This window comes from Erwinia sp. 1181_3, from assembly GCF_052824965.1.
Window position 1 is genome coordinate 138932 of the sequence record NZ_VTDE01000005.1, and the last position, 25325, is coordinate 164256.

Below are 25325 nucleotides of genomic sequence, written 5' to 3' on the forward strand. Positions count from 1 at the left end.
GGGCGAGGCATGCCTCGCCCGTTACCAACGGAAAAACACGACCATTCCTAAAGTGAATGGCTGTCGCGCCAGAGCCGCTACACTTGCTGCGCATATTGTCAAAACGGAGACGCAATGAAGTCATTGCCGCAGGAGAAGATCGGGCAAAATATTTTGCTAAAACTGGCTACGCTGGTGGTAATTCTGGGCGGCATCAAGCTGTCGGCAGAGATCGTGGTGCCGTTCCTGATGGCGCTGTTTTTCGCCATCGTGCTGAACCCGCTGGTGAGCTGGCTGATGCGGCGAAAAATGCGCCGTGGTGTTGCTATCAGCCTGGTCGTGGTGGTGGTGCTGATTGGGCTGGCGCTGCTGATCGCCATGATTGCCGGGTCATTGCAGGAGTTTGGCGAAGTCTACCCACAGCTTCAGGCGCAGGCGGAGCAAAAACTGGCCCTGGTGCAACACGTTGCCGCCCGTTTTCATATCATGATTTCCCCTGAGTCGCTGGCACAGCGGCTGGACCCGAATGCAGTGATGGATGTCGCCACCACCATGCTGGGGCAGTTTTCCGGGGCAATGGCGCAGATCGTTCTGGTGATGATGACGGTGATTTTTATGCTGTTTGAGGTTCATCATCTGCCGTACAAGCTACGTTACGCGCTGGTCAATCCGCAGATCCGTATTGCCGGCATGCATAAGGCGCTGAAGGGGGTCACCCACTATCTGGCACTGAAAACGCTGATCAGTCTGGCAACGGGTGTGCTGGTCTGGCTGGCGCTGCTGGCCCTGGGGGTGAAGTTCGCGCTGCTGTGGGGTGTGGTCGCTTTCGTGCTGAACTTTGTGCCGAATATCGGGCCCGTGATTGCCGGTATTCCCCCCGTGTTGCAGGCGCTGTTGCTGAACACGCCGCTGGAAGCCGGGCTGGTCGCGGCACTGTTTATCGCCATTCATATGCTGCTGGGCAATCTGCTGGAACCCAGAGTGATGGGACGCGGGCTGGGGCTGTCGAGTCTGGTGGTGTTCTTGTCGCTGATATTCTGGGGCTGGCTGCTCGGCCCGGTGGGAATGCTACTCTCTGTCCCACTGACCAGCGTCTGTAAAATTCTGATGGAAACCACCCCCGGCGGCGGCAAGCTGGCGATCCTGTTGGGGAATGGGCGCAAATCAATTTAATCCTCACGTGTCGGGCATGCCCGACCCCTACAAAAACCCTACTGGCCGATATGCCAATCCGTGTTATTCGATAAACAATCGGTCATACACATGCTGTAAATGGCGTTCCATGCAGGCCCGTGCCTGAACGGCATCCCGGGCGATGATGGCACGGGCAATGTCTTCATGATCCTGGTTCATCTCACGCGGGAAATCGCTCTCCGCGTAGTGGCTCTCCAGCCGCACAAAGCGCGAGCTTTTACGTTTATTCCACAGATATTCCATCATATCGCGCAGCACTTCATTCCCGGTCATCTCGGCGATCAGCAAATGGAAACGCTTATCTTCCCGCAGGAATTTCTCATCATTAACGTGTAACTGGATGAGGTCCTGGGTGATCTCCTGCAATTCGGCACGCTGATCGTCACTGCCGTTGCGCGCCGCCAGTTCAGCCGTCATCGCTTCATAGACTTGACGAGCCTGGATCAGCGCCTTCAGGCTGAACTCCTCTTCAACCGGTGTATCTTCGCTTTGCGGCAGCGGATTCATCACGTAAACGCCATTGCCGGTGCGAATTTCCACCCAGCCGGTAATCTCCAGAGCAATCAGAGCCTCACGAATCGACGAACGACTGACGCCCAGCTGCTTCGCTAACTCACGCTCCGGCGGCAAAATGGCACCGGCGGGAAACTGTCCCTTTTTAATGCAGCCAATCAGCAGGTTAGAAATCTGCCGGTAAAGGCGTTCGACTTTCAGTGTTGGTAATTCCATACCCGTTCCAGGCGGCAAAGATGATGGCAGAGCTTATCACAAGGCCCCACAGCCGGGCGAGGCATGCCTCGCCCCTACGGTGTATCCGGCATCACCACCTGATCCCGTATTGGGAAAGATGCTCATGCTGCGATCGCGATCACGGAACCCACAGGCCCTTCGCATTTATGCTCTGGTCCAGCGGCCTGACCACTGGGCCAGACAATGTAACCTGTGACTTTCTGATAAGAAAACGGCCGTTGAGCCGTACAAGGAACACCGATGACGGTTTCAGCCTTTGAATCACCCTTACAAAAATCCAGCCGCCTCAAACGGATACAGACCGTTTCGCTGACGCTGCTGTTCCTCGCCGGGATCATTAACTTCCTCGATCGCGGATCGTTATCGATCGCTAATGCCGCGATCCGCAACGATCTTGGCCTGTCGGCCACCGAGTTTGGCGTGCTGCTCTCGGCATTTTCTCTCTCTTACGGTATTTCCCAGTTGCCCAGCGGCCTGCTGCTGGACCGCTTCGGCCCGCGTATCGTGCTGGGCGGCGGCCTGCTGTTCTGGTCGGTGATGCAGGCGATGGCTGGCGCAGTCAACAGTTTCAGCCACTTCATTATGCTGCGTATTGGTCTGGGGATAGGCGAAGCGCCGTTTATGCCGAGCGGCGTTAAAGTCGTCAACGACTGGTTTAATGCTCGTGAACGTGGCCTGCCGATGGGGATCTTTAACTCCTCCACTACCTTTGGTCAGGCGTTCGCCCCGCCGATCCTCGTGGCGCTAATGCTGGCCTTCGGCTGGCGCATGATGTTTGTGATTATCGGTGTGGCCGGGGTAGCGATTGCTCTCTGCTGGTATGCCTGGTATCGCAACCGCGACCGTTTTGCCCTGACGCCGGAGGAGCAGCAGTACCTCGATCAAGGCTCCACGCCGTCACAGAAAACCCGCGTATCGCTGAAAGAGTGGGGCGCGTTGTTTAAGAAGCGCACCGTATGGGGAATGATCCTCGGCTTCAGCGGCGTGAATTACACCGGCTGGCTGTATCTCTCCTGGCTGCCAGGCTATTTACAGGCCGAGCGCGGTCTGAGCCTGACCAGCACTGGCTGGGTCGCCGCCATTCCCTTTCTGTTTGGTTCGATAGGGATGCTGGTGAATGGCACCGTTGCTGACCGTCTGGCACGCCGTGGCTATGCGCTGGCGAAAACCCGCAAGGCGCTCATCTGCCTGGGCCTGGTCTGTTCCGCCGCCTGTACCCTGTTAGTGGTGCAATCCACCTCAACCGCCATGGCCGTCGGTTTTATCAGTCTGGCGCTGTTCTTTGTGCACTTTGCCGGGACGTCCGCCTGGGGGCTGGTACAGGTCATGGCACCGTCACGCATGGTGGCCTCGGTCAGCAGTATTCAAAACTTCGGTAGCTTTATCTGTGCCTCATTCGCCCCGATTGTCACCGGCTGGGTAGTCGATACCACCGGTTCGTTCAATATGGCGCTGGTGATCTGCTCCTGCGTGACCTTCGCAGGCGCACTGGCTTATTTCTTTATCGTGAAAGATCCGATTGCGGATTAATTAGCTAAATCATTCAACATCAGGGGCGTTATCGCAGGCAGATAGCCCCGAAAGGAGAACGTATGGAACATACATGGCGCTGGTACGGCCCTAACGATCCGGTTTCGCTGGATGATGCTCGCCAGGCGGGTGCGACGGGCATCGTGACCGCTCTGCACCATATCGCTAACGGCGAGGTGTGGCCGGTGGAAGAGATCAAAGCTCGTCAGGCTCTGCTGGCAGAGAAAGGGTTAGTCTGGTCGGTGGTGGAAAGTGTGCCGATCCACGAGTCGATTAAAACCCAGCGCGGCGACTACAAAAAGTACATCGCCAACTATCAGCAATCACTGCGCAATCTCGGTGCCTGCGGCATCGACACCGTGTGCTACAACTTTATGCCGGTGCTGGACTGGACGCGTACCGATCTCGGCTGGACGTTACCGGACGGGGCAAAAGCGTTGCGCTTTGACCATATTGCCTTTGCCGCCTTTGAGCTGCATATCCTGCAACGCCCCGGTGCGCAGCAGGATTATGACGCGCAGGAACAGCGCGAAGCCGCCGCCTGTTTTGCCGCCATGAGCCAGGAAGCGATCGATACCCTGACGCGCAACATTATCGCCGGGCTGCCGGGCGCAGAAGAGGGTTACACGCTGGAACAGTTCCAGGCGCAGTTATCCCAATACGATGGCATCGACAAAGCGCAGTTGCGTGAACATATGGCCGAATTTTTGCGTGCCATCGTGCCGGTGGCGAAAGAAGCCGGAATTGTGCTGGCGGTACACCCGGACGATCCACCGCGTCCGATACTCGGCCTGCCGCGCATTGTGTCCACTATCGACGATATGCAGTGGCTGAAAGAGACCGTCGACAGCGTACATAACGGTTTCACCTTCTGTACCGGCTCTTACGGCGTACGCGCCGACAACGACCTGGTAAAAATGGCGGAAACCTTTGCCGACCGAATTCACTTTGCCCATCTGCGTTCTACGAAGCGCGAAGCGAACCCGAACAGCTTCCACGAAGCCGCCCACCTGGCGGGAGATGTTGATATGGTCGGCGTGATTAAGGTGATTCTGGCCGAGGAGCAGAAGCGCCGCCATGCGGGCAACCAGCGCGCCATTCCGCTGCGCCCGGACCACGGACACCAGATGCTGGATGATCTGCATAAAAAAACCAATCCGGGTTATTCCGCGATTGGTCGCCTGAAGGGGCTGGCGGAGATCCGCGGCGTAGAGTTAGCGTTAAAACAGATTTTCTTCAACGCGGAATAATATCGATCTCAGGCAGGTGCAAACAAGGCACCTGCCGTGTGAAGCAGACAAATCAGTCAACAATAAACAGCTGCGCACCGCTGTCGGTCCACGAACGGTGCGCTTCCGCGTTATCCGCCACCTGATAGCTCATCCCCGCCGTCAGGGTAAACACGCGGCCATCATCCAGCTCAGTGTGTAGCTCACCGGACAGACACAGCAGAATATGCCCCTTGCTGCACCAGTGATCCGCCAGATACCCGGCGGTATAATCCACCCTTCTCACCCGAACCTCACCAAACTGCTGAGTCCGCCACCAGGCCGTACCGGTTTCTCCCGGATGTTCCGTTGCTGTCAGCGTTGACCAGTCCGTGGTGCCAAAAGGGATATCGTTCATCTTCATTATCAGGCTTCCGTGAGTAGTGAAAAAAATAAACTACGTCAGAAGGATACGCGCCGCAAGCCCAGCCGTTCGGGTGGAAAAGAAAGAGGAGTGGTAAAGATTTCAGTATGAGTGATGGTGAATTCAACCGCTTTTTGCATAATAATAACGCTGATGCACAGTGTGCCTGTCACATCAGGCATAAGCGCAAGCAAAAAGGACTTATTTAGTGATTGCCCCGGTGCGCCGATAACCACCGGGTAGTAAAAGGCATTTTTCAATCATCTACCGCCGCTGCGATCCATTCAGGCAGCTAACAGGGGAACCGCTTGCAAGCTCTCGCAAAGCCGAAGAAGAAAAAGTATATCTGGCTGACTCTTACCGGGCTGTTGCCACTGGTACTCTGTCTTATTTTTGCCTTTATTGAAGCCCGTAAAACGGTGATCCACCAGCAAACGCTCACGGCCTCTATGCTACTTGCTCAGGCGGATAATGTCAGCGATCTTGCGTGGAAGATGACCGACCTCTTGCAGCAGTTCCGTCCCCGTGAGTGCTCGGATATTCGTCTGCAGCTCCAGCAGTTCGGCACGCTTTACCCTTACTTCCGTTCCGTAGGTCTGACCCGGGGTAACGAGATTTATTGCTCCTCCTCTTTTGGCACCACCCGGGGAACCCTGGAAACAATGGTCCGAGGCGCGCTCCCGGTCGGAGGCGCGCCGTCATGGTCATGGTCCGTTGCGGGAACCTTTGGTGTGAAAGATCGGCCTGCGGTGGTGTTTATACGTGAAACCGACCCCACCTTTGGCACCTATGCTGTCATTGATGGTCAGTACCTGATCGACTTTATGACTGCCGTCGGCCTTAAGCGTGGCTACCATATCACCATGCAGTTTGGCGGTGGCTACCGCATTTCCAGCGGTAAACCCTTGTATATCTATCAGGGTGTTCTGGGCACCAGTAGCTATACCAGCCAGTCCAGCCGTTACCCGATTACCATCAACATCACCGCCCCCCGTGCTGAAGCACTGCAAAGCTGGCGGCAGATAATGTTCACCTTCTTGCCGATGGCGATCATTCTTTCACTGCTGTTTGTCGTCATCACCAATAAATGGTTGAATCGTAAGGCTTCCTTCCGTGACGAAATCCACCGGGGCATTGTCCATGATGAGTTCACGGTGAATTACCAGCCAGTTTATAACCAGCTGACCGGGCAGTTATCCGGGGCTGAATCGCTGCTGCGCTGGCAGCGCCCCGACGGAAGCTGGGTGCGCCCGGATATCTTTATCGCGGCCGCGGAAGACGAAGGAATGATCATCCCGCTGACCCGCCATCTGCTGACGCTGGTAGCCAAAGACTGTGCCGACTGGCAGGTTCCACCCGGTTTTAATCTGGGCATCAACCTCGCTGCCGAACACCTGCAACACCCGGACTTTGTGAGCGATATGCGCCATTTCTCTCGCGAAATTGCCCATCTGAACGCCTGCATTACGCTGGAACTGACGGAACGCAGCCTGATCCGTGATGGTATTGAGGTCGGGAAAAAACTGTCGGAGCTGCGTCGTGAGGGGATGAAGGTGGCTATCGACGATTTCGGTACCGGGCACTGTTCACTGACCTATCTGCAAACGTTCCCGATCGACTATCTGAAAATCGATAAGGGGTTCGTCAACGCCATTGAATCGATTGAGGGCGAAACGCCGGTGCTGGATGCCATTATCCTGCTGGCGCAGAAGCTGGCGATGAAGGTGGTGGCAGAAGGTGTGGAAAGTAACATGCAGCTGGAATATCTGAAAAATCGCGGCGTTGAGTACATTCAGGGTTATTACTATGCCCGTCCGATGGGCAATGAGGAACTGATGCAGTGGATTGCGCAGCGCGATATCAATGGCAGCAAGCCCTGAGTCGATTAAATACGACGCTTTTGCGCCGCGCGCAGCGCGACGTCTATGGTATCGTCCGCCGGGCACGCCACGAATTGCCCCCCCTCGCCGCAGGCATCCAGCATCTGGCGGCGGGCAGCCACACGTTTATTAATGCGCGCCAGCGTTGGCATAATCTGGTCAGCCAGCTGGCGGTATTCCGCATGCCGTTCGCGGGCCTGCACCGAGGCCGTCCGTTCAGCCAGTAACGCGCTTAATGACTGGAAACGCAGGATCAGACGATACGCCCGGCCGGATACCAGCCCTTCTCCCCGCAGTGCCTTGACCTGTTCACCCAGATTTTCACTGTTCAGCGACAACGTTTGCAGCACATTTTCCACGCTTGAGGCGCAGTGAAGCCACTCATTAGTCTGCGCTGTTTTGCCACCGTTCACGTTGGCAACGCCATCGGATAAGACGTGAGTACGGCAATAATACTTTAGATTTTCTTCAACACTGTCCAACATAATCAGCCAGTGGTTTTGGAAATTATTGTTTTTGGTCTGACTCACATCGTCCCCCTAAAAGGCGGCGACGAGTATTACTGATAGATGACAGCCGATCAAGAGCAGAAAGAGGAATTTTTTAAGATTATTCCCACCAAGCCAATGATAAGCTTAACTTATTAATCTACAGATGACTGACACCTCACATTTAATTCTCCAGCACAGTGCTAATTCGCAGAATGAACCGCTGTGGAAACGCCGATTTTTGCCATCTCAGATAAGAGGTTTCTTACTGAAATTATGTCAGCTTGCGAAGAGCCTATATACTGTATAGCTGGCAGAGTGCGCTGCCGTACCGTATTGGCTCATACCAATGCCTGACGATGGCGCATTTTGCAGTTGGTTTTCTCCCGTGAGCGGTCAATCACACCACGGGTCTGACCACAGCGGCGAGATATTTATCCAGGAAAAACAGAAAATTACAGGGTGCTCTATATGAAGCTACGTAGGAAGCGTGTCAAGCCGATTGGGTTAAAAGACGTTACCATCATTGACGATACCAGATTACGCAAGGCGATCACCGCCGCCTCATTAGGCAATGCCATGGAGTGGTTCGATTTCGGTGTTTATGGCTTTGTTGCCTATGCACTGGGGCAAGTTTTCTTCCCAGGCGCCGATCCCGGCACACAAATGATTGCCGCTTTAGCAACCTTCTCCGTTCCTTTCTTAATCCGTCCATTAGGTGGCTTGTTCTTTGGCGCTCTGGGGGATAAGTACGGACGCCAGAAAATCCTGTCTATCACCATCATCATTATGTCGATCAGTACCTTCTGTATCGGCTTAATTCCCTCCTATGCCTCAATTGGTATCTGGGCGCCGATCCTGCTGCTGCTGTGTAAAATGGCACAGGGCTTCTCGGTCGGGGGTGAGTATACCGGCGCATCGATCTTCGTTGCTGAGTACTCTCCTGACCGTAAGCGCGGCTTTATGGGTAGCTGGCTGGACTTCGGTTCTATCGCCGGGTTCGTTCTGGGTGCGGGACTGGTGGTGCTGATTTCAGCCATTATCGGCGAAGCAAACTTCCTTGAGTGGGGCTGGCGTATTCCGTTCTTCGTTGCTCTGCCGTTAGGCATCATCGGGCTTTACCTGCGCCACGCGCTGGAAGAGACGCCAGCGTTCCAGCAGCACGTAGATAAGCTGGAACAGGGCGACCGTGAAGGCCTGGCCGATGGCCCGAAAGTCTCGTTCAAAGAGATCGCCACTAAGCACTGGAAAAGCCTGCTGGCCTGTATTGGCCTGGTGATTGCTACCAACGTCACGTACTACATGCTGCTGACTTACATGCCGAGCTACCTGTCGCATAACCTGCACTACTCGGAGGATCATGGCGTGATGATTATCATCGCCATTATGCTGGGTATGCTGTTTGTGCAGCCCGTTATGGGCCTGATGAGCGACAAGTTTGGCCGTCGTCCGTTTGTGATTATTGGTAGCATCGCGCTGCTGGTGATGGCGGTGCCGTGCTTTATGCTGATTAACAGCGGCGTGATGGGGCTGATTTTTGCCGGCCTGCTGATCCTCGCGGTGATCCTGAACAGCTTCACTGGCGTGATGGCCTCTTCCCTGCCGGCCATGTTCCCGACCCATATCCGTTACAGTGCGCTGGCCAGTGCCTTTAACATCTCCGTACTGGTAGCGGGTCTGACGCCAACCGCCGTGGCCTGGCTGGTAGAAACCACCAATAATCTTTACATGCCAGCTTACTACCTGATGGTCGTGGCAGTGATTGGCCTGGTGACCGGGATTATGATGAAGGAAACCGCCAATATGCCGCTGCGTGGCGCCACCCCTGCCGCTTCAGATATGGCTGAAGCGAAAGAGATCCTGCAGGAGCATCACGATAACATTGAGCAGAAAATCGAAGATATTAGTGAGCAGATTAGCGAGCTGGAAGCCAAACGCTCCCGCCTGATTGATCAGCATCCGCGTATTAACGAGTAGTTCTGATTCTGATGATGAGGGCTGACCGGCCTGTCCGGTCGGCCCTTTTTTATCGGGCAAGCCTGACGCACTCAGAACTGGTATTTCATCCCTATATTCCCGCCGTAGCCTTCCACACCCTGCCCATAGCTGTGCTGGTAGGTCACATCGGCGTACAGGCTGAGAGCCGGATTAACCTGACCGCGAATCCCCGTCCCCAGCTGCCACCAGCCGGAGTGAATATCCGGTGAGAGACTCTCCTGATTCATCGCGATACTGGGAATTTTCCCCATCCGCTGCACCGTATCAACCTGCACCCAGGGCTGGACATCCTGCGCATCATAAAACAGCCTCACCCCACCACGCGCCTGCCCCATGACGTCATGGCTGCGATCGACTTTGGCACCACCCGCACGGATTTCACCATTGTGCAGATACTGCCCCATCAGTTGCAGCTGAGGTTCCAGCTTAAACTCGCCGCTGACGGTAAAAGGAACGCCCGTTTCAGCCGACAGCAGAGTACTGTAGCTGCCTTGCCCGGTGTTGTTGATACTTTTGTAGTGGTTACGATACCAGGTGACCTGACCCACGGTATCCAGATACGCCCCCTCCTCATTATCAGCCGTGAAATACCCCCCAAGGCTGTATGCCGTGGTATTAATTTTACCGGTATTGACCGACAAGCCACTACGCTGGCTACGAGCATAGTCACGTGCACTGCTGTGGATATCACCGAGGGTCACCATCACGCCTGAACGCGCCTGAATGTCAGGCGTTACACTCCCCCGCCACAGATCCCCCCCCAGCTGCATAAAGGCGGTGGTGCTGTCATACCCAAACTGGCCTGCTCCGTAGATATCATGCCGCCCATAGATGCGGCCCCAGGCGGCCTCGCCCTCCTGACGGGCACCAAGACGCTGATGGTAGGTTCCGGCCGCCGTGTAAGCATAAGCCGCATTGAGATAAGGCCCAATCAGGTAACCACTGGTCTCTGGACGATAGGGTGCCTCGGGAGCGGGTGCATTGGGGTCGACCACGGGCTTATAGCTGGACTGTAAGTACCATTCATGGCTGTTGACCGGGTTGAGGAAGTACTCATAGTTCCCGGCCAGTAAGGGTTGTGATTGTGTAAAGGTGACATCTTTCGTTTCCCCCGCCACGTTAATGACCGGAATACCCATGTGTGTCTCAGCCCCTTTCCCCCCCTGATTGGTGATATCTACCGTAAAATGGCCTGTGGCATCGCCCTTCACATTCAATCGATCGCTCGGTGAATCGTCGCCATCCAGCCGGGTATGAATACCAATATAGCCGCTGCCGCTCAGGTTATTGTTCACGGTCAGCGTATGGAAATCCTGACCATCAAACAGAACCTTGCCATCCAGCTGGAGCGTATTCAGATCGGAATCCCCGGTCATATTCCAGGTGCTGGTCGAATCCAGTAGGGTACTGCTGACATTTTTCATCATGCCGGTCAGAGTCGAACCGTTTTGCAGATTGAGGTTGACCTGATTACGCACAGAATCTGATATCACGTTGCCATTCAGGGTGGCGTTATCTGCCATCAGATTCACCTGGCTGTTGCGGGCATCTGCACCCTGAGCGTCTTTCAGGGTCAGAGCCTCAAGCACATTGCCATTGCCTCCGGTGGCGACCGTCCCGTTGCTCAGATTCAGATTCAGCGCACTGCCCAGTATTTGAAACGCACTGAAGCCGCCACTCTCTAGCTGAGTATTGTCGAGGGCAGCCTCGCTGAGGGCGTTACCATCTGTATATAATCCGGGGCCATCCGCCGTGACGATAGTACTGTTCGCCACGTTGAGCGTTCCCTTTCTCAACCATAGCCCAATGTTCTTTTCGCCTTTCATGGTCATGTTGATACCGTCGGCGTTGATTTTCGCACCGAGCGCTGCGGCCATCCCCGCCCCCCCCGTTCCGGTGGCGGTAATCGATGAGTTGCTTATCGTCATATCACCTTTTGCGCCGCTGGACTGCACACCGGTACTGTTGTTCCCCGTTGTGAGCACATTGATATTTTTTGCATCCAACTGACTTTCCGTGACAATACCGCGACCTCTCTCACCGGTGATCGTGGCCTGAATATTGTCGAGTGATGCTTTACCGCCCTGTGCTGCCACCGCTATACCGTTCTCACCTGAAATGCTGAACACCGTATCCTTCACCTGCAGCAAGGAATCTTTGGTTGTTGTCCAGATGCCGTAAGCATCAGAACCCGATGTCTCGATATGACCTCCGTTAACCTGCGCCGAACCGGCATATTCCAGGCTCACACCATGGGCAAAATCACCGGTGGTGTTGATATTCACGTTATTGAGAACACTTTGTCCTAGCGTCGATATCGCGGTGGCCGTTCTCCCCGTCGTGCTGATACTGCTGTCATTCAGGGTCAATGCAGAACCGGCCTGGTTGCTCTTTTCTACCAGAATCCCCTGGCCCAGATTACTCGCATTAATAATCAGACCGGATGCATTCAGCGTTGCGTTATTAACATGAATACCAAAACTGGAGCTCAGGCCATTGAGAATAATTTGGGAATCTTTTAGCGTTGCCTGAGCCTGTTGAGAAATTTCTATCATATTCAACACGGTGGGGCTATTTGCCGTTAATATCAGGCCATTACCATTAAGCGTTCCGCCCGCAATATCGATGCCCTCATTCATTCTGTTCCCCAGTGTAATATGGGTATTACTGAGATTCAGCGTTGAATTTCCGGTGGCCGAAATACCATAAGCATTTATCCCGGTAACATGAATATTGGTTCCATCCATGTTGAGCGTACCCTGAACAACATTGGCACCGTTGCCATAGCTTCCCTGGGTAGATATGGAGGCTTTATTGATGTCAGCCTGCGCCCCCTGAACGACCCGTACACCGTAAGAGCCAGAGCCGGAAGTGATAAAGTTGAGGTTCGGGTCCGTCACCAGGTGGCTGTTTTCACCACTGGCAGATAGCGCAGGCTGATTATTGCCCGTGGTCATATTTCCCTGACTGACCTGAAGTTTCTGACCATCGTTAACTTCCCATGGTGATGTTGCCGCAGCACTCAGAGGAAACAATAGTAGCGTCACGATATTGCAGGTAAATCGCTTATTCATTTTTCGCATAAAATCCCTTTATTACTTAACTCATCAATAAATACAAAACAGTCCATTTAAACGTCACAACATCATATTCCCCATTGGGTTTAACTCATAAATTAACAATAGGAAAGTACTTTATTCTTCGAAATAAAAAATGAAAAAAAACGATTAAGCCTCACTAATAAAAATAAAAAACAATAAAATAAAAACAGGCTGTAGCCACTCAGATTATCTGAAAGATATTTTTTCAGAATTAGGATTTCTCTAAGGTAATAGTGAATTACAGTGAACCATGTAAGAGGGATATCGCACTTTTTGCGGCAAAACTGGCGTACACTTTTCACCCTTCAATCAGGAGGGAATGGCCAAATTATCCCCATTCATCGGCGCAGATGGGCAGTTTGTGCGGCAAAAATCCAACTTTCTGCCCTCATAGCGCTACACTTCGCCCTGACCGTAAACTGAATCTGAGGTATTAAGTGAAAATTAAAAGCTACGCAGCAATGAAAGCAGGACAGGCTCTGGAGCTGTATGAGTTCGACGCAGGCGCGCTGAGTGCAGAGGAAGTGGAAGTCGAGGTGGAATACTGTGGCGTCTGCCATTCCGATTTGTCGATGATCGATAACGAATGGGGCATCTCTCAGTACCCGACTATCGGCGGTCATGAAGTGATCGGACGTGTCTCCGCGCTCGGGGATGCGGCAAAAAACAAAGGACTGTCTGTGGGCCAGCGCGTGGGCATTGGCTGGACGGCGAAAAGCTGTCAGCACTGCGATGCCTGCATTAACGGTGAGCAGGTGAACTGCGAACAGGGAACCATCCCGACAATTCTGAATAACGGCGGTTTCGCCGAGAAGCTGCGTGCAGACTGGCAGTGGGTGATCCCATTACCAGAAAGCCTGGATGCGGCGACCGCAGGCCCACTGCTGTGTGGGGGGATCACCGTGTTTAAACCACTGCTGATGAGCAACATTACCGCCACCAGCCGCGTCGGCGTCATCGGCATTGGCGGTCTTGGCCATATCGCGATTAAGATTCTGCGGGCGATGGGCGCTGAAGTGGTCGCATTCAGCTCCACACCGGATAAAAAGCAGTCCATCCTGGATCTGGGTGCCGATGAAGTGATCAACAGCCGTGACCCGGAAGCGTTGAAGTCACAGGCGGGCCGTTTCGACCTGATCCTCAGCACCGTTGCCGTTGACCTTGACTGGAAACCGTACTTCGATGCCCTGGCACCGAAAGGCAAATTCCACACCGTGGGTGCCGTGATGAAGCCGTTCCAGGTGGGCGCATTTGATTTGATCATGGGCGACAAAGCAGTGACCGGTTCGTCTACCGGATCGCCGGGCCAGTTGCGTTCGCTGCTGAAGCTGGCGTCACGTCGCGATATCGCGCCGCACGTCGAGTATTTCCCGATGTCGAAAATTAACGATGCGCTGGACCATGTGCGCGCCGGAAAAGCCAATTTCCGCGTGGTATTGAAAGCGGATTTTTAAGCCGTTGATCGTAACGGGCGGGGCATGCCCCGCCCCTACGAGATCCCCGGCATCATCCATTCCAGGGGCCAGCATGCCCCTGCGAGATCCCCGGCATCATCCATTCCAGGGGCCAGCATGCCCCCTACGAGATCCCCGGCATCATCCATTCCAGGGGCCAGCATGCCCCTGCGAGATCCCCGGCATCATCCATTCCAGGGGTCAGCATGCCCCCTGCGAGGTCCCCGGCATCATCCATTGTAGGGGTCGGGCATGCCCGACCCGTTTCATCGGCAGACTCCTTGTTCCCGTTTTAGTTCACCCTTCATGCAATATTTATTTACATCCCATACTCAAATAATTATAGTTCTCATTTGCTTTACCATTACAGGCACTAATCTGCCTGATTGCCGTATCAGTGGACCTCGCCGCTACTTCATGGATAAGTCAGAGTACTCATACCGCCTAAGGATAACCGGTAGATATTTTCGTGCCCGGTGCAGGTATTGACTCAACATCAGCAACTTATTCCAGGAATGACCGTGCCAATGTCTCGCTCTGAATCCCGTAAGCAGCCTCACTCAGCGCCATTATCTGCATCTCGTATTTTCACCCCATCTGTTGCCGCACTGTTGGTAATGTCGGCATTGCAACCGGCCTTTGCCGCCGACAACGCCAAAACCGATACGCTGACCGTTGAAGCGAATGTTGATGCAACTGCACAGCAGGCCGTCACCGACTACAGCGTTCCGGTGACGTCTGCGGGCACTAAGATGCCGCTGACACTGCGTGATATCCCGCAGTCTGTTTCTATCGTCAGTAAGCAGCGTATGCAGGATCAGGGGTTACAAACCGTTGGCGAGGTACTGAACAATACCGTCGGCGTTTCCGCCTCCAATATTGACTCAGATCGTTCAAATTATTATTCACGCGGCTTCATGATTAATAACTACCTGACTGACGGCATCCCGACCGTTGTCGACAATCAATGGGACCTGGGTGATACCGCCGCTGATACCGCTATCTATGATCGCATCGAAGTCATTCGTGGTGCTAACAGCCTGAGCACTGGCTCCGGCAACCCGTCTGCTTCAGTGAATATGGTGCGCAAACACGCCGACAGTAACGTGCTGACCGGTAACTTCTCTGCAGAAACCGGCAGCTGGGACAAACAGCGCTATACCGGTGATATCAGCACGCCGCTGAATGAATCGGGCACCGTTCGTGGCCGCGCTATCGGCGGTTATCAGGATAACGACAAATGGATCGATCGCTATAACGCACGCAAAAAATTCCTCACCCTGGTGATGGATGCGGACCTGACCGATTCCACTACGCTCTCCTTCGGCTGGGATTATCAGCAGAGCCATACCAATGATCCAAGCTGGGGCGGTCTGCCAACCTTCAATAGTGATGGTAGCCGCACCGATTTTGATCGTAGCTTTAACACAGCATCCGACTGGACTTACAGCGATAAAGAGTCCAATAAAGTCTTCGCCACGCTGACGCAGAAATTTGATAACGGCTGGCAGGCGCAGGTGAATGGCTCGCATGCGAAAACCACCTTTGATACGCGACTGATGTATCCCTACGGCTACCCGGATAAAATTACGGGCCAGGGTGTGGCGGGCGTGAATGGCTGGAACAAAGGTTCACGTAAAGTTGATGGCGTTGACCTGTATGCCAATGGCCCGTTTGAATTACTGGGTCGTACCCACCAGCTGATGGTCGGCGGTAGCTATAGCAAACAGGAAAGCCTGTTCTTCAATACCTTCTCTGATATGTCGGCCATCAATTTCGGTAATTACAATAACTGGGACGGCAATGTTGACGAAGGTAACTGGGGGCCATGGACCGTAGAGAAAGACGACAGCATCCGCCAGAAATCGGCTTACACCGCAGCGCGCTTCTCGCTGACCGATCCGCTGTCATTATTGGTCGGTGCGCGTTATACCGAGTGGCGTGGCAATGGCACCAGCGGCAACAAAACCACCAGCAAGGTCGCGCCATATGCGGGTCTGACGTATGACATTAATGATACGTACTCGGCTTACGCCAGCTATACCTCCATCTTCCAGCCACAGACCTACCGCAACGCGGATGCGCAATACCTTGGCGCAGTGACCGGAAAAAGCTACGAAACCGGCCTGAAAGGCGACTGGAATAACAGCCGTCTGACCGCCACGCTGTCACTGTTCCGTACCGAGCAAAACAACCTGGGCATCAGTACTTATCTCCCTATCGGTACCTCAACGGAATATGCGTATGAATCCGTTGATGCCGTCAGCCGTGGCGTTGAGTTTGAAATAAACGGTGCGTTGACCGATAACTGGCAGATGACCTTCGGTGCATCGCGCTACATCGCAGAACAGCGTGACGGCACCGCCGTGATGCCGGAAGTGCCACGCACCACCGCCAAGCTGTTTACCCGCTATCGTCTGCCGATGTTGCAGGACCTCACCATCGGTGGTGGCGTGAACTGGCAGAATAAAACCTGGGCAAATGTTGCAGACGCCCCTGCGGATTATATCGACCAGTCACCGGTTACCCTCGTGAATCTGTTCAGCCGCTACCAGGTGACGAAGCAGGTTTCCGTGCAGGCAAATATTAACAACCTGTTCGATAAAGAGTATTACGATTATATGGGAACTTACGTGGTGTATGGCGCACCGCGTAACTTCACAGTATCGGCTAACTACTCGTTTTAATGAGATAAAATACCTTTCCCACAATGCCAGCCGCGACGGCTGGCTGGCATTGTTCTCCCGCTCTGATAAAAATACCAACGCGTGACTTTTTTTCCGATTACACTGCACCATCGATCGGCACAATGTCGCTTATTCATGCACTATTACTCTCCTGATGACAGACAATTAAAACAGCGCTCTGAGCGCTTTATTCGTCGCATGTTCGCCATGCGGCAATTGGGCACCTTTTTGTGTTTTTTCCCTATCCTGTCGGTGCTGTTGGAGCTGGGTCGGGGCATGTGGCTGACCATTTTGCTCAGTATTAACGCTTTTATCTGGCCGGTCATTGCATGGATACTGGCACACTCGTCCAGCGATCCGACCGCCACCGAACGGCGAAACCTCACCATTGATGCCGCCTTTGGGGGTGTCTGGGTAGCCCTGATGGGCATCAGCCCGCTGCCGTCACTGATTATCATGGCGGTGCTGGCGTCTGATCGCTATGCCGCCGGTGGCTGGGCGCAGTTAAGACCTGCGCTTGCCGCGTTTCTGCTGGCCTTTATTCCCACCTGGAGCGTGGCCGGTATGCCATTACAGCTGACCTTCAGCACCCGCACGGTGTGGCTGTCGCTGCCGCTGGCTACCTGCTATATGATGGTGTTGAGCGCCGTGTCCTATCAGTTAACCCTGAGCCTGCGCCGTAAAAACCGCGAGCTGGAACGCATTTCACTGATGGACCCCAGCCTGAAAATCCCTAACCGCCGCCTTTTTGACCGCCGCCTGGAAAGCGAATATCTGCGTACCCAGCGCGGTGACAGCCATGCCTGGCTTCTGTTGCTGGATGTGGATAATTTCAAACAGGTGAATGATCGTTTCGGCCATGAAGCCGGGGATTATCTGCTGGCAGAAATCTCCATGCTGCTGCGCACGGAAGTGGGCATCCGGGATATTCCCGCCCGTTTTGGGGGTGATGAACTGGGGGTGATTGTGCGCGATGCCGACAGTAACAGCATTGTGATACTGGCGGCGGCGCTGAAAGAGAAAATTGCTCAAATACAGCTACCGGCGTCACCGAACTTTCAGTGTTCGGTGAGCATCGGCATTGCCCCGGCGGCCAAAGCAGACTCCATTCATCAGTGGCTGCGGAATGCCGACCAGGCGCTGTACAACGTCAAACGCACGGGCCGCGATGGCATCCAGCTCTGGCAGCCGGAGCCTCAGAACCTCTCAAACCGATAAGGGCGCGGATCGATAATCGGCGCTGCAGCCGACACCAGATCGGCAGCCAACTGCCCCGCCGCCGGTGACGTCCCGAACCCATGCCCTGAAAATCCTGTTGCCAGCGTCAGACCCGGAATTTTCGCCACCCGACCAATCACCGGGTTCGAATCCGGGGTGACATCAATAGCTCCGGCCCAGGCATCCGCAATCACTGCCTTTTCAAACGCGGGCCAGGCGGCTCTCAGGTTGGTCATCGCTTCCTGATTCAGCACCGGGTTCACCTGCGGGTCCAGCGTGCGAACCTGTTCAAACGGCGAACGGCCATGGGCTTTCCAGCGACGCGGCAACGCCAGATCCCTGACAAAATTTTTCCCGACGGAGATACGCAGGAAGCTGCGCTGCGTGCGCAACTGTTGCAGGTAGCGCGAACCGATTAACAGATGGTCCAGCGTCAGCGAGGCATCCAGCGCACCGCGTTGAGTAATGATAAAGCCGCCGTCATGATGCTTACGAAACGAGAAATCCGGTGCACCCACGGCAATGTCTGTCGGCCCTTCCATCGGCGTGGTGCGCAATACTGAGCAGATCAGCGGCAGCGTTGGCAGCGAAACACCGAGGTTACCGAGAAAACGTCGTGACCACAGCCCGCCCGCCAGCAGCACCTGCTCGCAGCGGATCTCACCCTTTTCCGTCACCACGCCACTGACGTTACCCCCCGCCAGCGACAGGGTACGTACCGCGCAGTTCTCAACGATCGTCACCCCTTTGGCAATGGCCGCGCGAGCGATGGCGCTGGAAGCCAGCGTCGGTTCGGCCCGGCCATCGGATGGGGTATAAATCCCTCCCGCCCAGTTGCCCCGGCCGCCCGGCACCCGCGCCGCAATCTGCTGCGCCGTCAGTAACTGTGAGTCCAGGCCAAGATGTTCAACCGATTTCAGCCAGCCCTCATGCATCGCCATCTGCACATCAGTTCGGCCGACAAACATAATGCCCGCCTGGCGATAACCTACATCCTGCCCGGTGCGCTCCGGCATTGCGGCCCACAGGCGGTCGGAAGCCAGTGCCAGGGGAATATCATCGGCCATGCGGCTGGTTTTACGCACCCAGCCGAGGTTACGTGAAGATTGCTCCCCCGCCAGGCGGCCTTTTTCCAACAGTACAACGGGAATATTACGTTCTGCCAGCGCCAGCGCGGCGGTTAACCCGACGATACCGCCGCCAATCACCACGACGGTGGTGGCAAGGGGCAATGTCGTGGCGGTCTGAACCGGGGTGATCACAGGGGCCATACATACCTTCTTAGCGGGCGTTACAGCGCCACGGTGAGTTCGACAACATTTGCCGCAGAGGCACCACGATACGCGGTCACTTCCAGCTCCACTTTATACACGGTGGAGCCAAGCGGCGGGCAGGTGACCGTCGAAGCCGGGTTTATCCCGCGAAACTTGTCGCCAATAATCGCCATCACCGTCGGCACGTCCTGCGGGTCCTGAATAAAGACGCGCGACATCACCACATCGGCCAGCGAGGCATCTACGGCTGCCAGTGCCTGTTCGATATTGGCGAACACCTGATGCGTCTGTTCGCTGATATCCTCAGGAATTTCTTTGCTTTGCGGGTTACGTCCGGCGGTGTTCGACACGAAAATCCAGTTATCCACTGCCACAATGCGCGAGTAGCTGGCCTTCTCTTCAAAAATCGATCCGGTTTTTACTTTGGTTATCTGAGTCATTTTTCTTCCTTTTGATATATGCAGACCATCCTCTAAATCATTGGCGTTGCGACAAGGCGGCAAGGACATGAATCCCCGGGAGCTTACTCAGGTAAGTGACCGGGGTGAATGTGCGCAGCCAACGCCGTTGCAGCGTCAAGGATGACGAGGATTAATGTAATTCTGGGGTTTCCCACAGATTCAGCTTCACGCCAATACCTTTCTCCAGCGCATTGCGGTAAACCACCGTGCCCCACGCCACGTCCTCTACCGGCATCCCGCCCACCGACATAATGATGATCTCGTCGTCGTTCTGACGGCCGGGTGCATCTCCGGCGACAATCTTGCCGATGTCTTCTAACTGCGCGTGGGTCAGCTTGCCTTCCGCCATCATGTCCATAAAGCGCACGCCAATCACCGGGATGGTGTGATGCGCGGGTTTGGGCACTTCTTCATACCAGGCGTGATAGAGCCCCGTGTTATCCAGCACTTTGCGGACATCGGCCTGTTCCATGCCTTCATCGATATTGCACAACGCAGGCATCGCCAGAAATGCACCGGGTTTTACCCATTCACGTTTCACCAGCGGGTAGGTAGACGGGTCGCCCACTTCGCCAGAGCTGCAATAGGTGACGATATCCGACCCGCGCACCACCGCTTCCAGGCTGTCGACCACCTCAATGGTGGTGATCTGCGGGAACGTCACGGTGATCCAGGAGATAAAGGTGTCCAGACTGTTCTGCCCGCGTCCTTTGATTTTAATGGTGTCGATCAGCGGGCAGACGGCGATAAACGCCGCGACGGCGGTTTTGCCCATCACGCCAGGCCCCAGCAGACCAATCACTTTTGCATCTTTGCGCGCTAAATGGCGGGCGCCCACGCCAGGGACAGCGCCTGTACGGTAGGCCGAAAGCAGGTTGGCGGACATATGCGCCAGCGGGGCGCCTGTATCGGCATCGTTCAGCGTGAACATCAGGATGGAACGCGGCAGCCCTTTCTGGCGGTTGGCAATATTCGAGCCGTACCATTTGACGCCAGCGGTACAAAAACTGCCGCCCAGGTAGGCAGGCATCGCCATTAAACGGCGATCGGCGGTGGGTTTCGGCATGGTCGGGAACGGTGAGTCCTCCGGGAAGGTGACCATCGCACCGTGCGAGTCGTTGTTCGATCCTGCCATGCGATAGTCGCCCTGATACAGCAGGCCAAACATCTCTTCCATCGTATCCACGCAGGCGGGCATATCGGTGACTCCGGCGCGGATCATGTCCGGTTCTGAAAGGTAGATGAAATCGATTTTAGTTGAGTCAGACATGCCGGTTACCCCGTTAAATGAGTGAATGACGTTGCGCGGTCGACGTTGCGCTACACCATGAAAATAACGAGGGATCTTCCGGCCTGTATTGAACTTTTGCGACATGAGGGCGAATCGACAAACGGAAAGTGGCACCCGAATTGCAGTGAGGGTTTGTCATCCCTGTTGCAGGACTCGTCTTATGTCAAACACTCTGGCTTCACATTCGGCGGCCGATATTCAACCGCAGCAACCCTGGTTTGTCCTCAGTGCTGCCAGACACTACTCTCTGATGGTCAGCCGCCACCCGGCGATTTCCCATTTCTATAGCTTTGAAGTCGCCGAGTCGGCCAGCCTGACGCTGGCAGTGCCGGATGGCTGCGTGGATATCGTGTTTGACTGTGATGCTACGCATCCTGTGGCGAGAGTGTGCGGTACTACGCTTGCGGCACGCAGTGCTGCGCTGAACCGCAACCACCGCTATTTTGGCGTGCGCTTTGCGCCGGGAGTGACCCCGGATTTTCTCGATGTGATGGCAGAGGAGCTGACAGATCGTGAGTTTAACTTCTTCGATGTGGTGCCGGATGCACGCCAGGCCTGCGAACAAATCCTGCGTACCCCACTGTTTTTACAGCAGATCGCCCTGTTTAACACCCATTTCACTCCGCGCCTGGTACGCAAAACGTCATTGGTCACCGCAACGATCATTCATACCATCCTGCAACAGAAAGGCAATATCCGCGTGGAGCATCTGGAGGCGTTAACCGGCTATACCTGCCGCACCATTCAGCGCCAGTTTCGTCAGGATACTGGCATGTCACCCAAGGCGTTTGGCCGCATTATGCGCTGCCAGGCGGCACTGCATTCCCTGCACCAGCAAGGGCCGGTGTCGTTTTCTGACCTGGCGCTCGACCTCGGTTTCAGCGACCAGTCGCACTTCCTGCGCGAGTTTAAAAAGCTGATCAGTACCACACCACTCGACTATCAGCGTCAGACCCTGCTCGGTGCGTGGGGCGAGCGTATTCGTTATCACTAAGGGCGAAAAGTTAGCGCCAGGTTAGCGTGAAGTAGCACTAAAACAGTGCGACTGTTGCACCCTGGTGCTGTCCGATTTTTTCTATCCGCACCCGCCGTCACTGATAAATGATGCCAGCAGTACCTGGCCTCGGAAGAACACTTCCTGAGTACGATTTCACTGTCATCTAAGGCGCTGGCGATGAGCAACTCTACCGGTTTAAGAAAAAATACCCTGGGCTTATTTTCCCTGGTCTTCTTTGTTGTGGCGGCAGCCTCTCCCCTGACCGGCGTGGTCGGCGGACTTCCGGTGGCTATGTTCACCGGGAACGGCGGCGGTATTCCTGTGATCTATATTATGGCCTGCGCCATTTTGATGATCTTCTCGGTCGGCTATATCGCCATGAGCCGCCATGTCAGCGACGCGGGCGCGTTCTATACCTATATTTCGAAAGGGCTGGGGGAAAACTGGGGGGCGTCGGCCTCAGTGCTGGCACTGATCGCCTACTTCTCGGTGCAAACGGCCGTGGTGGCGATGCTCGGCTTCTTTAGCCAGCTGTTTGTTGAGCAGCATCTGGGCGTGCATATTCCCTGGTGGGCGCTGAGTATGCTGTTTGTGGTGATTGCCTGGGTGCTGGGCATTAAGCGCGTGGAGGTGGGCGGTAAGCTGCTGGGCGTGCTGATGGTGGCAGAAGTGGCTATCGTCCTGCTGACCGATGTGATGCTACTGATCAAAAAATCCGGCGATCTCAATATCAGCTCGTTTGAACCTTCCGTGTTTATGCAGGGTAACCTCGGCATTGCCTTTATGTTCTCGATTGCCTCGTTTATCGGCTTCGAATCCACTGCCATCTATGCCGAAGAGTGCCGCGATCCGCATAAAACCGTACCGCGTGCCACGATCTGTGCTTTGCTGCTGATCACCGTCTTTTTCTGCTTTACCAGTTGGGCGCTGGTGCAGGCGTATGACATCGATCAGCTGGTGGAGATTGCGCGTAAAGACCCCGGCAACTTCGTCTTTGATATTACCCGTCAGTATGTCGGCCAGTGGGCGGTGGAGACCATGTCGGTGCTGCTGATCACCAGCCTGTTCGCGGCAGCGATGGCATTTCATAATAATATTTCACGCTACATTTTCAGTATCAGCCGTGATGGCCTGATCTGGAAAGAGCTGTGCGAGACACATCCGACCAACGGCACACCGCACAAAGCCAGCCACGTGCACAGCGTGATCCTACTGATGATGCTGGTGGGCATGGGCAGCATCGACCTTGACCCAATGGCACAGATTTTTGCCTTTGGATCGGCGATCGCCACGCTGTCGATTCTGGTATTGCAGGTGGGTGTATCGGCGGCGGTGATCCTGTTCTTCCGCCGTTTAGAGCACCACAATAATAGCGCCTGGCAGGTCTTCTGGGCACCACTGCTGGCCATGACGGCGATGTCAGTCACTATTATTCTGGTGATCAACAATTTGCAAATTCTGAGCGGCAGCGACTCGAAGCTGGTGCAGCTCATCCCGTGGTTTATCGCGGTTTGTTCAGCGGCAGGCTATGCGATGTCAGTGAAGCGCAAAGGACGTACACTCCCTGCCTGAGAGGCCGGACTCGCGGAATGCAATACGAATGGCGGCGACGGTGTTTTATTGCCGCCCCGGACAGCAGAACGCTCCCGCCTTTACAGGTCGGAAGCGTTCTGTGAACACGTTACTTTGAATACGCTTATTTAATCCCGAACACGCCGTACAGGTGCACCATTAGCCACATAGTACGGAACGTCACTACGGGCCAGTGGCGGACGCCCACGGATCATATCGGCTATTTTTTCAGCGATCATGATCGTTGGCGCGTTAAGGTTTCCGGTGGTGATGCGCGGCATAATGGAGGCATCCACGATGCGCAGGTTCTCCATGCCATGCACTTTGCCATCATGTCCAACCACGGCCATTTCATGATAACCCATCGCATTCGAACAGGAGGGGTGATAGGCCGTTTCAGCATGCTCGCGGACAAAACGGTCCAGGTCGGCATCACTTTGACAGCTCGCACCCGGCGAAATTTCCTTGCCACGATAAGGATCCAGCGCACGCTGCTGGATGATTTCACGCGTAAGGCGAATAGCCGCACGGAATTCACGCCAGTCCTGATCCTGGGACATATAGTTAAACAGGATACTCGGATGGTCATGCGGGTTCTTCGAGGTGACCTGCACACGGCCACGACTCATTGAACGCATCGAACCTACGTGTGCCTGGAAGCTATGGACTTTAATCGGATTCGAGCCGTTATAGTTAATCGCGATCGGCAGGAAATGATATTGAATATTTGGCCATTCAAACTCTTCGTGGCTGCGAATAAATCCGCCCGCTTCAAAATGGTTACTGGCACCAATACCCCTCCCCATAAACATCCACTCCGCACCAATCAACGGCTTATTATGCAGCTTCAGCGCAGGAACCAGCGAAACGGGCTGCATGCACTCATACTGCAAATACATTTCCAGATGATCCTGCAAGTTTGCGCCAACACCGGGCAGATCGTGAACAACTGGAATATCCAGGCTTTTTAACAGCTCACCCGGGCCAACGCCTGAGCGTTGCAGGATTTGCGGAGAAGCAATCGCCCCCGCACAAAGCAACACTTCACGTCGCGCACGTGCCGAGTGCGGGATCTCTTTTTGTAGCCAGGCCACTCCGGTCGCCCGTTTGTTCTCAAACAAAATACGATCGGTCACGGCATGGATTTCAATCGTCAGGTTTGGACGTTGACGCGCCATGTCCAGATAGCCCCGTGCGGTACTCGCACGACGCCCATGTGGCGTTACGGTGCGATCCATCGGGCCAAAACCTTCCTGCTGGTAACCATTTAAATCGTCAGTACGCGGATAACCTGCCTGCACACCCGCTTCAACCATTGCGTGGTAAAGCACGTTGTTATCGTGTTTTGGCGTAGTCACGCTGACCGGACCACAGTCACCATGATAATCATTGCCGCCAATATCGCGGCGTTCCGCTATTTTGAAGTACGGCAGGCAGTCAAGATAACTCCAGTTTTCCAGACCTTTCTGTTTCGCCCAGCCGTCATAATCCATGGCATTACCACGGATGTAACACATCCCATTGATCAGCGACGATCCGCCCAGCCCTTTACCACGACCGCACTCCATGCGTCGGTTGTCCATAAAGGGTTCTGGATCGGTCAGATAGGCCCAGTTATAGCGCCGTCCCTGTAACGGATAAGCCAGTGCCGCAGGCATCTGCGTACGGAAGTCCTGACGGTAGTCCGGGCCTCCGGCTTCCAGTAACAGCACGCTGACATCAGCGTCTTCTGTCAGGCGCGTCGCCAGTACGTTACCCGCTGAACCCGCACCAATAATGATGTAGTCATATTCCCTGATAGTCGTCATAAAAACCTCAA

General features: G+C 54.8%; 19 protein-coding genes. 10 read left to right on the top strand and 9 right to left on the bottom strand.

Going from position 1 to position 25325, the window contains the following annotated elements:
* The first annotated feature begins 114 nt into the window (after positions 1-114).
* A complete protein-coding gene (locus tag FY046_RS15125) occupies positions 115-1152 on the top strand; it encodes an AI-2E family transporter (RefSeq protein WP_133844297.1) in 1038 nt (345 codons plus the stop codon).
* Positions 1153-1215: 63 nt separating this feature from the next.
* Here FY046_RS15125 and FY046_RS15130 read toward each other — a convergent pair whose 3' ends face one another.
* Positions 1216-1902, bottom strand: coding sequence for a FadR/GntR family transcriptional regulator (locus tag FY046_RS15130; protein WP_133844299.1), 687 nt, complete (start codon positions 1900-1902; stop codon positions 1216-1218).
* Positions 1903-2163: 261 nt separating this feature from the next.
* Here FY046_RS15130 and FY046_RS15135 point away from each other — a divergent pair, with 261 nt between their 5' ends.
* Together FY046_RS15135 and uxuA are read left to right on the top strand one after the other, a co-directional pair.
* The gene (locus tag FY046_RS15135; RefSeq protein ID WP_167864243.1) at positions 2164-3453 is read left to right on the top strand and encodes an MFS transporter; all 1290 of its coding nucleotides are present in this window, start codon (positions 2164-2166) and stop codon (positions 3451-3453) included.
* Between the two features lie 62 nt (positions 3454-3515).
* Entirely contained in the window at positions 3516-4703 is a 1188-nt protein-coding gene (gene uxuA, locus FY046_RS15140; protein WP_133844304.1) for a mannonate dehydratase, read from the top strand.
* Positions 4704-4755: 52 nt separating this feature from the next.
* Here the strand turns inward: uxuA and FY046_RS15145 are convergent, their stop codons facing one another.
* Together FY046_RS15145 and FY046_RS15150 are read right to left on the bottom strand one after the other, a co-directional pair.
* Positions 4756-5085 carry a DHCW motif cupin fold protein gene (locus FY046_RS15145; protein WP_133844306.1) on the bottom strand — a complete coding sequence of 110 codons (330 nt, stop codon included), beginning with the start codon at positions 5083-5085 and terminating at the stop codon, positions 4756-4758.
* A 38-nt stretch (positions 5086-5123) separates the two neighbouring features.
* Entirely contained in the window at positions 5124-5345 is a 222-nt protein-coding gene (locus tag FY046_RS15150) for a hypothetical protein (protein ID WP_133844308.1), read from the bottom strand.
* 48 nt (positions 5346-5393) lie between these two features.
* Between FY046_RS15150 and FY046_RS15155 the strand changes: the two genes are divergently transcribed.
* The gene (locus tag FY046_RS15155) at positions 5394-6965 is read left to right on the top strand and encodes an EAL domain-containing protein (RefSeq protein WP_446186230.1); all 1572 of its coding nucleotides are present in this window, start codon (positions 5394-5396) and stop codon (positions 6963-6965) included.
* A gap of 5 nt (positions 6966-6970) precedes the next feature.
* Here the strand turns inward: FY046_RS15155 and FY046_RS15160 are convergent, their stop codons facing one another.
* Positions 6971-7495, bottom strand: coding sequence for a hypothetical protein (locus FY046_RS15160; protein WP_171149494.1), 525 nt, complete (start codon positions 7493-7495; stop codon positions 6971-6973).
* A gap of 429 nt (positions 7496-7924) precedes the next feature.
* Between FY046_RS15160 and proP the strand changes: the two genes are divergently transcribed.
* On the top strand, positions 7925-9430 hold the full coding sequence (gene proP / locus FY046_RS15165; protein WP_159337789.1) for a glycine betaine/L-proline transporter ProP: 1506 nt from the start codon (positions 7925-7927) through the stop codon (positions 9428-9430).
* Between the two features lie 71 nt (positions 9431-9501).
* Here proP and FY046_RS15170 read toward each other — a convergent pair whose 3' ends face one another.
* A complete protein-coding gene (locus FY046_RS15170; RefSeq protein ID WP_446186231.1) occupies positions 9502-12525 on the bottom strand; it encodes an autotransporter family protein in 3024 nt (1007 codons plus the stop codon).
* 464 nt (positions 12526-12989) lie between these two features.
* Here FY046_RS15170 and ahr point away from each other — a divergent pair, with 464 nt between their 5' ends.
* The 3 genes from ahr to FY046_RS15185 all read left to right on the top strand — a co-directional run bounded on the left by ahr (position 12990) and on the right by FY046_RS15185 (position 17911).
* On the top strand, positions 12990-14006 hold the full coding sequence (gene ahr / locus FY046_RS15175) for an NADPH-dependent aldehyde reductase Ahr (protein ID WP_133844318.1): 1017 nt from the start codon (positions 12990-12992) through the stop codon (positions 14004-14006).
* A gap of 527 nt (positions 14007-14533) precedes the next feature.
* Positions 14534-16693 carry a ferric-rhodotorulic acid/ferric-coprogen receptor FhuE gene (gene fhuE, locus FY046_RS15180; protein ID WP_242462154.1) on the top strand — a complete coding sequence of 720 codons (2160 nt, stop codon included), beginning with the start codon at positions 14534-14536 and terminating at the stop codon, positions 16691-16693.
* A 135-nt stretch (positions 16694-16828) separates the two neighbouring features.
* Positions 16829-17911, top strand: coding sequence for a diguanylate cyclase (locus FY046_RS15185; protein ID WP_133844320.1), 1083 nt, complete (start codon positions 16829-16831; stop codon positions 17909-17911).
* Here FY046_RS15185 and FY046_RS15190 read toward each other — a convergent pair.
* The 3 genes from FY046_RS15190 to FY046_RS15200 form a co-directional block, all read right to left on the bottom strand.
* Positions 17890-19182 (bottom strand): NAD(P)/FAD-dependent oxidoreductase, encoded by a 1293-nt coding sequence (locus FY046_RS15190; RefSeq protein ID WP_339504327.1) that lies wholly within the window; start codon positions 19180-19182, stop codon positions 17890-17892. The genes FY046_RS15185 and FY046_RS15190 overlap by 22 nt on opposite strands.
* Before the next feature lie 20 nt (positions 19183-19202).
* Positions 19203-19625: a RidA family protein gene (locus FY046_RS15195; protein ID WP_133844326.1), complete on the bottom strand. Its 423-nt coding sequence runs from the start codon at positions 19623-19625 to the stop codon at positions 19203-19205.
* Positions 19626-19776: 151 nt separating this feature from the next.
* On the bottom strand, positions 19777-20916 hold the full coding sequence (locus FY046_RS15200; RefSeq protein ID WP_446186232.1) for a tyramine oxidase subunit B: 1140 nt from the start codon (positions 20914-20916) through the stop codon (positions 19777-19779).
* Positions 20917-21097: 181 nt separating this feature from the next.
* On the opposite strand from FY046_RS15200, the gene FY046_RS15205 reads away from it, so the two are divergent.
* The gene (locus tag FY046_RS15205) at positions 21098-21931 is read left to right on the top strand and encodes a helix-turn-helix domain-containing protein (RefSeq protein WP_446186233.1); all 834 of its coding nucleotides are present in this window, start codon (positions 21098-21100) and stop codon (positions 21929-21931) included.
* 180 nt (positions 21932-22111) lie between these two features.
* Entirely contained in the window at positions 22112-23506 is a 1395-nt protein-coding gene (locus tag FY046_RS15210; RefSeq protein ID WP_133844332.1) for an APC family permease, read from the top strand.
* Positions 23507-23634: 128 nt separating this feature from the next.
* On the opposite strand, the gene betA is transcribed toward FY046_RS15210, so the two are convergent.
* Complete coding sequence (gene betA / locus FY046_RS15215) at positions 23635-25314, bottom strand: choline dehydrogenase (RefSeq protein WP_133844334.1); 1680 nt, start codon at positions 25312-25314, stop codon at positions 23635-23637.
* Positions 25315-25325: the final 11 nt, after the last annotated feature.